The organism is Micromonospora sp. NPDC049114, assembly GCF_040648635.1.
Lineage (GTDB): Bacteria > Actinomycetota > Actinomycetes > Mycobacteriales > Micromonosporaceae > Micromonospora.
In genome coordinates this window covers 26,835-41,910 of record NZ_JBEZEA010000013.1, presented here as the reverse complement: position 1 = coordinate 41,910, position 15,076 = coordinate 26,835, and the positions used below count along the sequence as shown (strand labels likewise).

Sequence of the window (15,076 nt, the reverse complement as noted above, 5' to 3'; positions counted from 1 at the left end):
ACGCCAATCTGCGCGGGACCTGCGCGCGGTGGTGGCGACGGTCAGCCACGCATTCCCGTCGCTGCGTAGAGCCGGGCGACGAGTTCGTCGGCCACGTCGGCCAGTTGCACGGCGTCCGTGCTCACCGCGTCGGTGGTGACGTCGTGGCGGAGCCGGGCCGACAACTCCCGGAGCAGGGACGCGGCCACGAGCGCCTCGGTGCTGGCGATCTCGACGGATCGCGGTGGCTTGGCGTCGCCCTCGCCCGCCAGCGTCCTGCGGGACAGGGCGGCCTGTTCAGCGAAGGTGAGGTTTTCCCGTACCGATTCGTCCCGCTCGTTCCAGCGGTATCGGTGCGTGCTGAGCATGCATCCCCAGGAATCCGACACCTTCGTCACCTTGTTGCCTCCATGTCCAACATCCTTACGCCAGTGGGGAAGGTCATGGCCTCGTAGCTCATGGGACGCTCGTCGACGCGACTGGCAGGACGAGGCTGGCGGCGTGCGGCAGCACCGGTGGCGCCCCAGCAGTCCACGCACAGCAGACTCATGCAGCGCCCTCCCCCGAACGCACGACTGCACCGGCACGCCCTGCGGTGGCAGCTGCCGAATCCGCTCACGGTGCGTGCAGAGCTGAGCATAGATCGACCTGTCCACTCACGACAGGCCGGAAAGCCGACGCAACGGCGTAACCGCCGATCCGGCCCTCGTCGACCGGCCGACACGGCAGCGGACCTCGGCGAACACCCTTCTGATCGATGCCCGTTGCTATGCTTCGGCGCCGGGGACGATCGCGGGAGACGGGGATCCAGTGGTGAGAGTGCGGCTCCAGACGGCGGCGGTGATTGTTGCGCTCGCGGCGACGACCGCCGCGTGCAGCAAGGACGACCCGCCGTCACCGCCGGCCGCATCGGCCCCCGCCGCCACCCCCTCGATGCCGACGTTCGACCCGCCGACCCGGTTCTCGCCCACCGGTACCGCGCTGGGCGAGGCCCGCCCCGGCGACGTGCTCCTGCACGGCACCACAGCGTTCATGGCCGGCGACGCCCAGACCACAGTGGTGGAGGTGAGCAGCGGACGCCGCCTGTCGGTGCTCACGCCCCAGCAGTCACCGATCACCCGCAACCCGGCCGCCGCCGGGCACCGGCCGGTGCTGCTCGACCTCTCCGGACGGCCCGCGGTGGTCGTGCCGTACGCGGTGGAGATCCCCGCCTCCGGCACCGTCGCGGCCCGGCAGGCCGTCGAGCTGCTCGTGATCGATGCGACCGACGGTCGGCTGACGAAGACCATCACGGTGGACGCCAAACCGGCCGAGGGCGACTTCAGCCTGGTCGCCCGCGACTACGTCCGCGCGATCGGCGGTCGCGGCTCCGCCGTGGTGCTCGGCATCGGTAAGCAGGTGACAGTGGCCGTCGACGTCAGCACCGGCAGCACCCTCTGGCGCGACAACGACTTCGACGCCTCGGCACTGCTGGGGGACACCGTCGTCGGCCTCACCGCCCCGGACACCGGCTACCGCCGGTCCATCACCGGACTCGCGATGCTCGACGGCGCCAAGCGCTGGTCGGCGCTCTCGGTCGCCGACGCCGAACTCGCCGCCGGCGGCCCGTCCTTCATCGTCGCGGTGGGTAAGCAGACCGACGGCAAGCGTTTCTACACGCTCATCAAGAAGGACGGCACCCTGGTCAACCGCACGAAGGGCGAGTACGGGGCGGGGCTGCGCTGTTCCTACGACGAGGCAGCGGTCACGGTGTGCGCGATCGGCAACTCGCAGCCGCTGTTCGCCCTGGACTCCACCACCGGAGACGACCTGTGGCAGCTGCCCGCGACGGGTCGCCGCGCCCCGCGGATGACAGCCGCGTGGCACGGCGCGGTCTACGGCACGGTGAACGACGCCGCAGTGGTCCTCGACGCGCGCACCGGCACGGACAGGGAAGTGTCGCCCGGGGTGGCTCCGGTGGCCGTCACGGCTCACGGGGGCCTCGCCGCAGACCCGTCGGACAGCACCGCGCTGGCGTTCCACCCGGCCCTCGGCTAGCCGGTACGGGGCCCGGTGGGGCCGTCCCGGCGCTCAGCCCTCGGGCAGCTGATCGAGGACCGAACGCGGAGCGGCGACGGCCGGCAGGGTCTTGGGCTCGGTGTGCCGGCCGGGTTCGCACTTGGCGAACGGCCCGTACTCGGTCGTCATGGTCATCAGGTGCGGATCGAGGTGGTGCAGCCACCAGGTGCTCATGGTGTCGTCGATGCGGGCCTTCTCCCACTCGCGCCACATCGCGTAGAAGCGCGAGATCGCCTCCGGGTGCGCCCACCACCTGTCGCACCAGTAGATGCCGCTCTTGGGCCCGCTCAGGACGCGACGCTCGACGACCTCGGCCAGATACAGCCGCATGAAGTCGTCGAGGTTGCGGAACGCCGGCTCCGGCACCTCGTCGGCGGCCTGCGGCGGCTGTGCGGCAGCGCCCGCGGCTGCCTGCGGTTCGGGCTGCGTGTCGCCGCGCGGCAGGGCACCGGACAACTGCTCCAGGAGTGCGGACAGCTCGGCCACGGCCCTCTCCGAATCGCTCTGGCCGGTGGGCGTGGTCATCGCGGCTCCTGCACGGGGTTGTCGAACGACTGCACTTGCGGGTTGTCGGCCTTGAGACTCCAGTCGTTCCGGCTGTCCGGGTCCCAACGGGCGATGGATGCCTTGATGGCCTCGGCGTACGGACCGGTCTGCCAGGGGGCGGTGCGGGCCAGCACCGGCGGCGCACCGGAGCTGTACACCACCATCCGGCCCCGGGGCAGCGCGTGCAGCTCCGCGACGTCGAGCACCCGCTGGCGGCGGGTCTGCCGCGACACGGACTGCTGACCGAAGCCGGAGCCGTTTGTCGACGTGGAACGGGTCATGACGTCGTGCTCACCGATGAGGCGGGACAGCTCCTCGAGGAACTCCGGGTCCGCGACGCCACCGCCGTAGGTGCGCACGTTCGCCGCCGACCACAGCTTGCGCATCCCTTCGCGACCCCACACGTCGATGCCCTGAGCGTACGACTGCAGCACGGTGATGATCGGCAGCCCGTGCGAGCCGTAGTAGGAGTACAGCGCGGGCAGCTGGCGGATGCGGCAGATGTTTGCCGCCTCGTCCAGCACCGACATCAGCGGCGGGTCGAGGCGCCGGCCCGGCGAGGCGCGGGCGCGCAGCTCCCCCGCCCGCAACACGGCGTCGGTCAGCGCGGCGATCAGTGGCGCCGGTGAGCCGGGACCGCCCTGGCTGAGCAGGTAGACGGTGTCGCACGTGGCCACGAAGGTCTCGGGGCGGAACTCCCGGATCGTCGACGAGGCCGGCGGGCTGACCCAGGCGGTGACACTCGGCTCGGTCAAGCACATGAGCATCTTCTGCGCGCCGGCGTAGACGCCGCCGCGGGTCTGGTCCGGCATGTTGACCACACCGATGATCGAGTCGGCGGGCAACTGGAAGCCCGCACCGGTGAGGATGTCCGCCGGCGACTCGTCGCGCGGGTTAACCGCCCATCGGTACACCTCGAGGATGGACCGGCCGCCGACCGCGGCCGCCAGCAGCAGATTGGCCACCAGCTCCTCGGCGCTGGGGTCGAAGAACGCGTCGCGCTGCATGCCGGGCTCACGCTCGGCCGAGGCGAAGTGCTCGGCCAGCCGGCGCGCGTCGGTGATGGTGGCGATCCCGCCGAGCGGGTTCCACCACAGCTGCTGCGGCTGACCCCAGACCTGCTGCGGGTCGAACACCCAGATCTCGCCGCGCGTCGCGCGCAGTTCCCGGGTCGCGTCGATGATGTCGCCCTTGACGCTGGTGACCAGTGTCGGCCCGGGGTTGGAGACGGTGGCCGGGATCGCACGGGCTGTCGTCTTACCGGTGCGGGGCCCCCAGATGTCGACGGCCATATCCTCCCAGGACTGCCGCAGCTCCATACCGCCGGCCACGGTGCGTCCGATGAGGACGCCGGCGTCGTCGGGGGCGATGGAGCCGGCGTCGGCCAGGCTGGCCCGCAGCCGCTTCGCGGACGCGGTGACCCCGTCCGGGCTCAGGTGCAACAGATCGCCGCGGCGGGCCATGTGCCGCGCGGCCTCGTCGACCCGGCTGCCCCGGAGCCGGCGTCCCTTGGTCAGCAGCAGCACACCGGTCGCCAGCGCCGCCACCACCAGCACCTCTCCGACGGCCACCAGGGTGCACGCGACGGTCCACGTGATCCGCCCCGAGATCAGCGCCGCGGCGGCGCTGAACAGACCCTCGCCGTGATAGCCGGGTGGCTCGGTCAGCCGCAACGGAAGCCACACCGCCCCGGCCGCCGCCAGCGCGAGCACGGCCAGGCCACCGGCGATCAGGCCCGAGGAGTCGCTGCTTCCGCCAGGTCCCACTGCTCGGCTCATGTGCGCTTCCAACGGAAGTCGGTGTTGCCCAGTTGTTTCTCGATCTCGGTGGGCTCCAGGTGCACCGGGATGCCGGGCCTGGTCCCGACCTTGATCAGGAAGTTCCCGCGGCCGATCAGGACCTCTTCGTCCTCCGGCCCGGTCGTCCACGACGGCGGCGCCGACCACGACAGCACCTCGCTGCGTTCCGCCTGCGACAGGGGCCGAACGCGGGCGACGGCGTCGAGCTCCTGCTCCGAGCAGGCGCCGATCATGAGCACCGCGCACCGGTCGGCGAAGCCGCGGGCCTTGGCGCGGTCCTCCTCGTTCGGCAGAGCCTGCAGGTCGCCCAGCGAGTGGGTGATGAACGCGGTGCCGGTGCCCTTCGAACGGTTCAGGCGGGTCAGCGCGTCGATGCGGTCGACCATGCCGTGCCCGACCCGCAACGCACGCCACATCTCGTCCAGGACCAGGAAGAATCGCCGTGGCGGGGCCAGTCCCAGGTCGGCCATCCGGTGCGCGGCCTCGACCTGACCGAAGCCGGCCGCCCAGGTGGTGACCAGGGTGGCGGCGGTCAGGGCCTGGTTGGTCTCGCTGATGCCGGAGATGTCCACGCACAGCGCGGTGGTGTCGAGCTCGATCGAGGCGGTGGTGTGGCCCTCGACCGTCGAGCCGAGCGGCCCGTGGATAAGCGCCCGCAGCGTACGCCGCAGATTCTCCGTCTCGAGGCGGTACCGGTCCAGGTCGTGGTCGTCGTGCCACAGGGTCACCCACCGCACCTGCATGGGTGCCTCTTCGATGACCCGCAGCACGTCCGACAGCAGCGGCTGGGCGGTGCTCTCCCGCTCGGTCAGGAAACGCAGCGCCGCCGCCAGCACGGTTATCTCGTCCGATGCGAGCGGAGCGCCCCGGGTCAGGGTCGCCAGCACCAGGGCGGCGTTGAGCCGGCGGTCGACGATCTCCGCACGTAGCTGCTCGATCTCCTTGGGGTCCTGCACGTGTGCCAGCACCTGCTGCCACGGGCCGATGTCGAGCGGGTTGATCCGGTGCAGGCCGGGACCCACGCGCAGCACCCGCCCACCGAGCGCGGCGACCAGTTCGGCGTAGTCGGGTTTGAGGTCGCCCAGGATCAGCGGGGTCACGCCCTGGCCGACCAGGCTCAGCAGCATCCGCCGGACGCTTGTGGACTTGCCCATGGCCGGTTCCGCCTGGATCCACACCGACGGGTTGTTGATCAGCTTGGCACGCTCGTACCAGGAGATCGGGTCGAAGCACACCGTCGCGTTGGTGTAACGGTGCCGGCCGAGCGGGGCGCCGATCGTCGGGGTGGACGAGCCGGTGCCGAACGGCCACAAGCCGCACACCTGCACCGTGGTGCCGCGGTACTCGGTGGGCGACTCGACCCAGGACACCCGGCCGCCGCCGGGGCCGGCGTAGCCGAACCGGGTGGGACGTCGGATCGGGATGACGGATCGGGGCATCAGGTCCGCCTCCTAGAACGGCACGGTGGCGTGCACAGGCAACACCACCCCGGTCGGCAGGGTCGCGGCGAAGGTCGCCGCCTGGGCCCCGTACATCGGGCGGAGCATGAGCCGCGCCTCGGCGGCCCGCGAGTCGATGATCCGGGTCGCCTCGTCGAGCTGCTCGACCGAGGAGACGGTGGCGGTGACCAGCACCGTGAAGCGCACGACGCCGGCACCGGAAGCCTCCTCCTGCGCGGCCTGCTCGGCCGCGTTGAGGTCGGCCAGGTCCCGGGCGGTGGCCTGGGACTTCTTCGTGGCGTTGAACCGGGCGTCGCGCTTGTCGGATTCGACGAGCTTGGCCGACTCGGCCGGCGAGTACGGCCGGTAGATCAGTGACACCCGCTTGCGCAGCAGTTGCGGGTCGGGGTCGGTCAGTCGGGCGAACGTGTTGGCGAAGGTGACACCGCGGGGAGCCTCGACCATGCCCCAGGTCCTCGAGACCCCGGAGTCGTGGCGGTAGTAGTCCCAGCTCTCCCGCGCCGAGACCGGGCCGGCGTTCTCCCAGGTGAGGTCCAGGTCGGGAGTGCGCGACAGTTCAATGCTCGTGCCGGGGTCGTACGCGGCGCGTACGGCCCGGACCAGCGACCGCGTCATCATCGGGCGTACGCCGCCGCCGCCGGCGGCCGAGAGCCCGGAATGCAGGTTCGGCAGCCGTGCGGCGACCTCCCGGCACATGTCCTCGTGCGAGAGCTGCCGCCGGTTCGGAGGCAGCGTGTAGGTGAGCGAGACCCGGGTCTCCACGGTCGCCGACCCGGCCGGGTAGCTGCGTACCACTTCCTGGAGGACCTGGCGGGCCAGCTCCGGCGCCTGCGGCGACATGGTGTCGTTGACCTCCGTGGCCAGCCGCGTGCCCGGGTCCGGGGTGCTCTCCACGGTGACCGCGGCCTGCACCAGGCCCGGTTCACGGCTGAGGTTGGACAGCCAGGCGGCCAGGTGCGCCACGCGCGCGTCGATGGCGCTCTGGTCGACCAGGTCCATGCCCTCGGGGTAACAGCGCAGCGTGACGGTGTAATGCCGCGACTGGGGGATGACCACCACGCCGATGCGCCCGGAGCGGCCCGTCTCGACCTCGTAGATCTGCGAACGGGCCAGAATGCCCGGCAGTTGGTGTGTCTGCGTCACCTTCGAGGCCACGCCGGACAGGTACAGGTGCTGTCGTCGTGAACGCCCCCGCCACCACGCGAACCGTGCCGCCATGACCTGAAGTCCGGTGCGCCCGTTGACGCGGATGGCCAGCGGGACCAGGACGGCAGCACCGCACAGCGCGGTCAGCAGGGCGGCCACGAGCGACACGGCGAGCATCAACACGGTCAGCAGGGCCAGGCCGAACATGATCAGCGTGCCGATGGTGCCCAGGCCGAACAGCCCGGCCGACACGCCGCGGCGCCAGTTGCCGTAGGCGCGCTGCTGCGACGGGTTCGGCGGCGCTGCGGTCGTCGTCACTGCTCAGCTCCTGTCGGTCCGCTCGCGCCCGCAGCAGCACCACCGATCTTCCTGATCGCGTCCGGGCCGGCCTTCGCGGCGGCCTGCCCGACCACGACGCCGGCGGCGATCGGGCCGGCAGCCGCAGCCAGTCCGCCAGCCGCTGCGGCACCCCCGCCGGCTGCGGCACCTCCGCCGGCTGCCGCACCCCCGCCGGCCGCGGCACCGCCGCCACCTCCGGCCATCGCCGGCCCGCCGGCGGGTAGCCCACCGCCGGTCGGTGCGGGTGCGGCAGTGGGACCGGGCCCGGAGCCGGAGGGGCGTACGGGAGCACTCTGTCCACCGCCACCGCCACCGCCACCGCCACCGCCGCCACCGCGGGTGGAGTTGAGCAGCATGGCGCCGTTGGCGATGGCTCCGGAGGCCGCCAGGCCCCCTCCTCCGCCGCCGCCCATGGCGATCTGGCTGGTCGCCGGGGCCAGCAACTTGAGCAGGGCCGGCATCGCCACGATGCCCATGCACATCAGCACGATGCCGGTCAGCACGGTGGTGAGGTCCTTGCCGTCACCGATCATCCAGAACGCGGCCGCGTACACGGTCGCCGCGGCCGGCTTGTAGAGCAGCGCCGCCATCAGCCAGCTCATGTAGCGCGCCAGCATCGCGCGTCCGGTGCCGGTCATCGCCGCCGCCGCGGCCAGAGGCATCAGTCCGCACAGCAGCACCTTGATCGCGGCGATGCCGATGCTCAGCAGGATCTGCGCGAACGAGATGAGCAGAAGCATGAACGCGATGGCGATCAGCGCGATGGACGTGAGGCCGTTGAAGGCGGCCACGCCGGCAGCGGGAGCGAACATCACCAGGCGTTCGCCGAGATCGCCGCCGGTCGAGGCGTCCACGATCCACTTGGAGTAACCGTCGCCGAACTCGCTGAGGAGCGCGACCGTCGGTACGCCCGCAGCGCTGATGAGCGTCAGCTGCACCAGGCCGCGTCCGGCGTCGGTGGCGGCCTTCGCGTTGCGCTCCAACAGGATTCGTCCGGCCGCGATGAGCAGTGAGAACACCGCGACGGCACCGGTGATCCAGTAGGTGTACTCGCGCAGTCGATCGACGGCTCCCCCGGTGAGGACCGGGGACGGCACCGCGATCCAGCCGGCTATCAGGGTCTTCAAGGCCCAGGCCGCGGTTTCGCCCATGGCCTTGGCGAGGCCCTCGAGCATGGAGTCCGCGAACGAGGTGGTGACGCCGCCGACCAGGTCCCCGGCCGCGTCCGCGAGGCTGCAGTCGGCTTGCGTGATCGGATTGCACATCAGCGGGCCCCCCATTCCACGACGCCGTTCAGGTCGGTAACGGTGCGGCTCAACGAGGTCCAGGCGCCGCCGGGCGGCGCCACCATCTTCCAGTCACCGCCGCGCCACTGAAGCGTGGTCGTGACGATGAACCACCGTGCGGTGGTGCCGTTGACCGACCGGTAGGCCAGTCCGATCACCGCGGTGTCCGGCGTGTAGGTCAGGTACAGGTAGCCCGCCAGCGGCGCGAGATCGCCCGGTTGCGCCGGTTGCTCCGGCTCCGCCGCGAGCGCTGCCTGAAGTGTGTCCCGGTCGGTGCTGGGCAGGAACTGCTGGGTCAGGGTCGGTTCCCACGAGGCCCGGCCGGCGGCGGCCCCCACCCGGCTGACCAGCTGCGCGGCGGCGATCAGCGCGCCCTCGGGCGTGCGTGCGAAGCCCTTGGCCTGTTTGTCGCTGCGCTCCCGGGGCCCGGCCCGGTCGCTGAACGGCAACGCGGTGCCACGGACGACCTGCCAGGTGACGCCCGTTGGCGCGGTCACCGGGACCGCCGTGGGCAGCTTGTCCGTGGCTTCCGGCTGCGGCGTCGCGCTCTCCGCGGACACCGTGGGTGCCACCGAGCTGGGCTCGGCGTCGTCGCCGGACCGAACGGCGACGACGACTCCGAGTGCGACGATCACCAGCAGCAGCGCCGCGGCCAGCACGAAGCCCGGCCGCGTCCACGGCGACGGTTCCTCTGCGTAGTCAGCCTGGTAGTTCTTCGAACGCATGGCGCTTCTTTCCCCCCGGTGATCGCCGTGCTCAGGTCAGCGCGTCGACCAACTGAGGCCCCACGCCGAGTAGCACACAACCGGCCAGCCACCAGCCCAGCGCAGAGGTGTTGGTGTCGTCGCCGCGGCGGTGGGCGATCGCCATCTTGGCGCCGATGAACATGGCGCCGCCAACGGCGACGGCCGTGACGAGCCACTTCACCCAACCAAGGATCGTCAGGATCTTGTCCGAGCCGGGGGGTGCGACGTTGCCCGGGTTCGGTGCGGCGATGACACCGGTCGCAGCGTCCTGCACGCTGGTGACCGCGTCGTGCAGTTGCAGCAACAACGACATGAATCCTTCTCCTAGATCGAGACAGCTTCCACGATGGAATCGCGTAGCGCGGCGATGTCGGGTGGGGGGACGCCCAGATCGACGGGCTTGTCGGCGGCCAGCAGAACCTCCTGCCAGCCGACGCGCCAGACATTCGGTGCCCAGCCAGCCAGCAGTTGCAGACGCTCGTTGACGATCTTGGGCGGTCGGCGCGGCGACGCGGCGACCGCGACGACTCCCCGCACCTGGGCGTGCACCGGGATGGCTCGCCGACGCCACTGCTCCACCGCACCGGCCGCCGCCAACGTTCCGGCGGCGCTGGCTCGACAGACCAGCACGACGTTGATCATCGGAGAGTTCGGCGGCAACTGCGGCCACACGGGCCCGTAGTCGTAGCCGATCTGGGTCAACGTCGCGAGCGTGGTGGCACCGCTGCCGCCGTGGCAGCCGACCCACCACACCGGAGGCCACCCGTTGGCAACAGCCTGCGGTGGCACTGGTACGGCCGAGAGACCTGGCAGTGTGTCGTACCGCGTACGAATCTGCGCATTGACCGAGGGCACGTCAAGAATCGCCCTGCGCTCGACCGTGCATGTGATTTCCCCCGTACCTGACGTACCTTCGCGGCAGACAGTAGCACCCGGCTGCACGGCTATCGATATGGTGAATCCACATCGTGACGTGCAGAGCTGACTCCTGACCAGACGGTTCACAGTGGATACGAAGCAAGCGGGCAGCACGGGGGTAATGCGGCTATGAATAAGGAAGAAGGCGGATCCGTGCATTATGGACTCGCCGTACGGGTGGCGGTTTTCACTGTCGCCATACCGACGCTGCTCGTGACGCTGTCCGGCTGTTTCCGATCCGGGCCGGCCGGCGGCGAGGTGCCGCGAAATGGTGGACCCGCACCGGCCGTCGCCGGAACGGTCGCCAGCGCCACACCGCCGGAGGCCCTCGGCCGTGACGACGAGGACGACGAGGGCCCCACCGCGCCGGTCGCCAAGGCGGCGCCCGCCGCTGCCGCCTTCGCCGCCGCGTGGGCCCGGCCAGGGCTCGACGCGGCAGGCTGGCTCGAAGGCGTCAGGCAGTTGTGTGTCCCGCGGTTCGCCGAGCAGTTGCGCACCGTCGATCCGGCCAACCTGCCCGCGTCGCGCATCACCGGCCCGCCCAGGGCGACCTACCCCGTCCGCGACGGCGGCGGGCAGTTCGCGATCCCCACGGATCGCGGGACGCTGCTGGTGAGTGTCGCCGATATCAAGGGCCGCTGGCTGGTCACCGGCAACGACTTCAAACGGGCCGGGCAGTGACCGACCAGAAGACGAAAGGTCTCATCGGCGCGGTCGTCGCGGTAATCCTGCTGCTGGCTGGCTGCGTCATCGGGTTGCCGCTGTTCCTGATGGGCGGCGCGGCCAGCGCCTCGCCGTGCGGGCCGATCCCCGTTTCGGTGCCCTCCGGAGGCGGCAAGGGCACCACCACCTGGAATGAGAGCCAGGTCGCCAACGCCGCGATCATCGTCGCGGTCGGCCAGGAGATGAAGGTGCCGGCCCGTGGCCTGGTGATCGCCCTGGCCACCGCCATGCAGGAGTCCACGCTGCGCAACCTCAACTACGGGGACCGCGACTCCGTGGGCCTCTTCCAGCAGCGTCCCAGCCAGGGCTGGGGAACCGTGGCACAACTGACCGACCCCCGGTACGCCGCCGGCAAGTTCTACACGTCGCTGCTGAAGGTCGAGGGCTGGCAGGGCATGCGGCTGACCGACGCCGCCCAGGCCGTGCAGCGCTCCGGCACTCCCGAGGCCTACCAGCAGTGGGAGAACGACGCCAACGTCCTGGCCGCCACCATCCTGAAGGTCGGCAGCATCGACGACCTGGGTGGGGGAGCACCGGGTGCGCCGTGCGGGCCGGGCGCCTTCGAACCCGTCCCGGTCGGTCCGGGCGGCTGGGTGCAGCCGGTACGGGCTGGCGTGGTCGCACCGTGGGGCCAGGACCGGGGCGACCACAGGCATGCCGGCGTCGACCTCGGCGCCGCGAAGGAGACGCCCATCCGGGCAGCCGCCGCCGGCGTCGTGTCGACAAGCAAGTGCAACGCCCCGGCCTGGCACGGCTGCGACACCGACGGATACCCCGGCCTCGGCGGATGTGGCTGGTACGTCGACGTCCGCCACGCCGGCAACATCGCCACCCGCTACTGCCACATGATCCATCAGCCCTTCGTCCGGGTCGGGCAGCGGGTCGCAGCTGGTGAGGTCCTCGGCCTCAGCGGCAGCTCCGGGAACTCCTCCGGGCCGCACCTGCACTACGAGGTGCACCGGGGCGTCGCTCCTAGCCAGAGCCTGAGCTTCGGCAACTCCGTGGACCCCGTCGCGTTCATGGCAGGCGTCGGAGCGCCGCTGGGCGGCTGACCGCCGGCGCGGCCCACTTCACCCGCCCACCACCTGCGCCCCGCGAGACAGGGGGTGGGGGCGGTGTCCACGGGGACGCCCGGCGGGTCGTGCCGGCAGCCGCAACCTGCCGCGGCGGCCGGTCGAGCAGACGCGGTGCGGCCCAGAGGACTCGTGGTCGTGCCGCGCCGGAGCTGCTCAGCGGGCGGCTGAGTGCGGCGCCCGGGTGGGCACGCGTTGCGGCTGCACCCGCCCCCGGCCCGCCGCGCCCCGCGCGGCGGCCGAACGGTCCGCGCCGCGGCCCACCGCACCGCGTGTCGGTCGGGGGTACGCCTTGGCCGCGGCCTGCGCGCCCCTGCCCTCCGCGGTCTCCGGAGCGGCGGCTCCGGCCGGGGCGGCCTGACCCGGCGCAGCTGCCTGGCCGGCGACGGCCGCAGACTGCCCGGCCGCGTCGGCCATCTGTTCGTGGTGGGTCGCCTCGGCGGTGAAGTCCTGCTCCCGCGCGTCGGCGTGATCGGCGCGCGCCTCGGCGTAGGCGGGCATGTCGGTACCGGCCGCGAGCCCCTGTTCGGCGTCCAGCCGGACGTCGCGCCATTCACCGGCGAGATGGCGGTCGTCGGCGGCCGCGGCCCGATGCCAGGTCGCGTCGGCGTCGGCACCGGCTCGGCGGCCCTCGGCCTCCCGCTGCTGCGACGAACGGTCCGCAGGCCCACGGCCGTCGGTCGTGCTGCGCTGCGCCGCCGACGTCGTCGTGCGAGGCCCGGCGGCCTGCCCCTGCCGTTCCGCGGCGCCGCGCACGGCCCGGGACAGTGCGTCGCCCGTGTGGGTACGCCCGCCCTGGGCCGGCACCCGTACACCGGTCTCGGCGAGTCGTTCGCCGGCGGCCCGACGCGCCATGTCGGCAGCCGGGTCGACAGCCTGCCAGGCGGTGGAGGCACGCCACACCTCGGCGATGTCGGCGTTCGTGGCCTTCTGCCACCACTGCGGGTCCGCCGCGCGGTTCCAGGTCGCCGCGTCCTGGCGGTACTGCGCGTGCAGTTGGTCGTGCACTTCCCGGGTGCGGTGCGGGTCGAGCCCGGCAGCCTGTTCGGCCAGCTCACTGCGGACGTCGAACTGCCGGTCGCCGACGGCCTGGGCGAACTCGAGCTGCCGCTCGGTCACCGCACGCTGCTGCAGCAGTTGCTGTTGCTGCTGCTCGGCCAGGAACCGTCGGTACTCCATGATCGCCGTCAGGAGCTGCACAACGCCGCCCGCGACCTCCGCAACCGCCACGTGTCCGCCTCCGCCGCAACCGGGTGATGTGACATCGCGTGCCGGCGACGTCGGGACAGCCGGGCGGCACGTCTGGCACCGTATCGCGCGGTATCGACGCGGCGCAGCCCCGCGCGTGGGCGACAGGTGCCGGTCACGGGCCGTCCGCGGCGCGGCTTGCCCGATGGACTACTTGCGGTTCCAGACCGCGTCCTGGCCGGTGCTCGGGTCCTTGACGGTGAGGGTGCTGCCGTCGGTGCTCAGGACGCCGTCGGCCGATATCTTGGTGATGCCGCAGTCCAGCTCGAGCCGGTACTCCCGGTTGCCCTCGTCCTTCGTGGTGCCGGTGCAGGGGACGTCGATGTTGGCCGACACGGAGCCGTCGTCGCGCACCGTCATCGTGCGGGCCTGGTTGTCCGCCATGATCCACGTGCCGGTCAGCGACGGATCGTCGCCACACCCGGCCGCCAGCAGGGCGAGCCCGAGTGCCAGCCCGGCAGATCCCCAGCGCTTGATCACGTTTCCTCCCCCAGGTGTACCGCGTCCCACCCTACCGGCGGCGCAGCTCTGGTCCTGCCCGCCCATGGACATCCGTCATCACCGGAGCACAGTCGAGATCGGACGCACCGCCGGATCGGACGCACGGACGGCTGGACGCTGAGGCTTGACAGGAAGAGTGCTCTGAACGTCTAATTCGTGTCACGACATCGATGTCGCGACATCTAAGGAGTTCGCGGTGGCACCGATCAAGCAGGTCACGGTTGTCAGCACCGGCACCGTCCAGATCGACCCCGCGGCGGCCGGGCTCCTGGCCACGGCTCTGCGTGGACACGGCACGATGCGGGTGTGAGAACAGCCGAGCAGCTCCGCTACCTCATTCTCGCGGCACAACGAGAGGGCAACCGCCAGCTCACCGTGCTGCTGTCCGAGATCGGTGTCACGCCCGCGCAATCGGAGGCACTGCGCATCATCGGCGACCACGGACCGCTCGCCCTCCGGGAACTCGGCGACATGCTCGTCTGCGACACCGGCACCAGCCCGAGTCGCATCGTCGACCGACTGGTCGCGGCGGGCCTCGTGCAGAGAACCACAAGCGAACACGACCGGCGGCAGGTCCGGCTCGCGCTCACCGCGCCGGGCCGGGACAAGGCCCGCCGCGTCGCGGAGATCGAAAATCAGCTGTACGACCTGCTCGACCAGGCCAGTGCCGGAACGGACGTCGACGCGTTCATCGGTTTCCTGCACGGCTTCACCCGACAATCACCCGCCGGACTCGCCCTCGCGAACCGCCTCGCTGCCGAGAAGCAGAAGGACTGACCGCGTCGTCGGGGTGCGGCACGCACACAGGGGGCAACCATGACCTTCCACCTCGACCTGGACATCGCGGCCCCGGCAGGGCGCGTGTTCGATTTCGTCGCCGACTTCACCACCATGCCGCGGTGGTATTCGGCAGTGCGACGCGTGGAGCGCGTCGGAGGCGCCGGCGGCCTGGGAACCCGGTACGAGGTGTATCGAGACCTGCCCGGCGGGCCCGCCCGCAACGACGTGTCGATCACCGCGTACGCCCAGGGCGAGGAGGTCACCTTCACCTCGCTGGCCGGGCCCACCCCGTTCACCTACCGCTACCTCGTCCGGCCGTCCGACGGCACCACGAGACTCATCCTGGAGGGCACGATCAGCGCGGCCGGTCTCACCGGCCCGGTCGCACTCCTCGGACCGCTTGCCGAGAGGCTCTTCAAGACCGGGATGCGGGACAACCTCGGCACGCTGAAACAACTCCTGGAGTAGCGGGCC

Annotated in this window: 16 protein-coding genes; 5 read left to right on the top strand and 11 right to left on the bottom strand. The window is 71.4% G+C overall.

Features of this window, described 5'->3' with window-relative positions:
* Positions 1–41 precede the first annotated feature (41 nt).
* A complete protein-coding gene (locus AB0B39_RS27535; RefSeq protein WP_357575774.1) occupies positions 42–368 on the bottom strand; it encodes a hypothetical protein in 327 nt (108 codons plus the stop codon).
* Between the two features lie 424 nt (positions 369–792).
* Here AB0B39_RS27535 and AB0B39_RS27530 point away from each other — a divergent pair, with 424 nt between their 5' ends.
* The gene (locus AB0B39_RS27530; protein ID WP_357575773.1) at positions 793–2,016 is read left to right on the top strand and encodes a hypothetical protein; all 1,224 of its coding nucleotides are present in this window, start codon (positions 793–795) and stop codon (positions 2,014–2,016) included.
* A gap of 33 nt (positions 2,017–2,049) precedes the next feature.
* On the opposite strand, the gene AB0B39_RS27525 is transcribed toward AB0B39_RS27530, so the two are convergent.
* From AB0B39_RS27525 to AB0B39_RS27490, 8 genes are read right to left on the bottom strand one after another with little or no spacing between them, the layout of a single operon-like run.
* On the bottom strand, positions 2,050–2,562 hold the full coding sequence (locus AB0B39_RS27525) for a DUF4913 domain-containing protein (protein ID WP_357491962.1): 513 nt from the start codon (positions 2,560–2,562) through the stop codon (positions 2,050–2,052).
* Positions 2,559–4,361 (bottom strand): TraM recognition domain-containing protein, encoded by a 1,803-nt coding sequence (locus AB0B39_RS27520; RefSeq protein ID WP_357491964.1) that lies wholly within the window; start codon positions 4,359–4,361, stop codon positions 2,559–2,561. The genes AB0B39_RS27525 and AB0B39_RS27520 overlap by 4 nt, the downstream gene beginning before the upstream one ends.
* Entirely contained in the window at positions 4,358–5,821 is a 1,464-nt protein-coding gene (locus tag AB0B39_RS27515; RefSeq protein WP_357575772.1) for an ATP/GTP-binding protein, read from the bottom strand. Before AB0B39_RS27515 ends, AB0B39_RS27520 begins: the two co-directional genes overlap by 4 nt.
* A 12-nt stretch (positions 5,822–5,833) precedes the next feature.
* Positions 5,834–7,306: an SCO6880 family protein gene (locus tag AB0B39_RS27510; protein WP_357575771.1), complete on the bottom strand. Its 1,473-nt coding sequence runs from the start codon at positions 7,304–7,306 to the stop codon at positions 5,834–5,836.
* Complete coding sequence (locus AB0B39_RS27505; RefSeq protein ID WP_357575770.1) at positions 7,303–8,592, bottom strand: hypothetical protein; 1,290 nt, start codon at positions 8,590–8,592, stop codon at positions 7,303–7,305. The genes AB0B39_RS27510 and AB0B39_RS27505 overlap by 4 nt, the downstream gene beginning before the upstream one ends.
* Positions 8,592–9,338 carry a hypothetical protein gene (locus AB0B39_RS27500; protein WP_357491970.1) on the bottom strand — a complete coding sequence of 249 codons (747 nt, stop codon included), beginning with the start codon at positions 9,336–9,338 and terminating at the stop codon, positions 8,592–8,594. The genes AB0B39_RS27505 and AB0B39_RS27500 overlap by 1 nt, the downstream gene beginning before the upstream one ends.
* Before the next feature lie 31 nt (positions 9,339–9,369).
* Positions 9,370–9,672 (bottom strand): hypothetical protein, encoded by a 303-nt coding sequence (locus tag AB0B39_RS27495; protein WP_234591575.1) that lies wholly within the window; start codon positions 9,670–9,672, stop codon positions 9,370–9,372.
* 11 nt (positions 9,673–9,683) lie between these two features.
* Positions 9,684–10,112 (bottom strand): hypothetical protein, encoded by a 429-nt coding sequence (locus tag AB0B39_RS27490; RefSeq protein WP_234591576.1) that lies wholly within the window; start codon positions 10,110–10,112, stop codon positions 9,684–9,686.
* 318 nt (positions 10,113–10,430) lie between these two features.
* Here AB0B39_RS27490 and AB0B39_RS27485 point away from each other — a divergent pair, with 318 nt between their 5' ends.
* Positions 10,431–10,958, top strand: coding sequence for a hypothetical protein (locus AB0B39_RS27485; RefSeq protein WP_357575769.1), 528 nt, complete (start codon positions 10,431–10,433; stop codon positions 10,956–10,958).
* On the top strand, positions 10,955–12,052 hold the full coding sequence (locus AB0B39_RS27480; RefSeq protein ID WP_357491974.1) for a M23 family metallopeptidase: 1,098 nt from the start codon (positions 10,955–10,957) through the stop codon (positions 12,050–12,052). The genes AB0B39_RS27485 and AB0B39_RS27480 overlap by 4 nt, the downstream gene beginning before the upstream one ends.
* A gap of 177 nt (positions 12,053–12,229) precedes the next feature.
* Here AB0B39_RS27480 and AB0B39_RS27475 read toward each other — a convergent pair whose 3' ends face one another.
* Together AB0B39_RS27475 and AB0B39_RS27470 are read right to left on the bottom strand one after the other, a co-directional pair.
* Complete coding sequence (locus AB0B39_RS27475) at positions 12,230–13,303, bottom strand: hypothetical protein (RefSeq protein WP_357575768.1); 1,074 nt, start codon at positions 13,301–13,303, stop codon at positions 12,230–12,232.
* Between the two features lie 168 nt (positions 13,304–13,471).
* Positions 13,472–13,801 (bottom strand): hypothetical protein, encoded by a 330-nt coding sequence (locus AB0B39_RS27470; RefSeq protein WP_357491978.1) that lies wholly within the window; start codon positions 13,799–13,801, stop codon positions 13,472–13,474.
* A gap of 327 nt (positions 13,802–14,128) precedes the next feature.
* On the opposite strand from AB0B39_RS27470, the gene AB0B39_RS27465 reads away from it, so the two are divergent.
* Complete coding sequence (locus tag AB0B39_RS27465; protein ID WP_357575767.1) at positions 14,129–14,599, top strand: MarR family transcriptional regulator; 471 nt, start codon at positions 14,129–14,131, stop codon at positions 14,597–14,599.
* A gap of 39 nt (positions 14,600–14,638) precedes the next feature.
* Positions 14,639–15,070, top strand: a complete 432-nt coding sequence (locus AB0B39_RS27460; RefSeq protein ID WP_357575766.1) for an SRPBCC family protein — start codon at positions 14,639–14,641, stop codon at positions 15,068–15,070.
* Positions 15,071–15,076 lie beyond the last annotated feature (6 nt).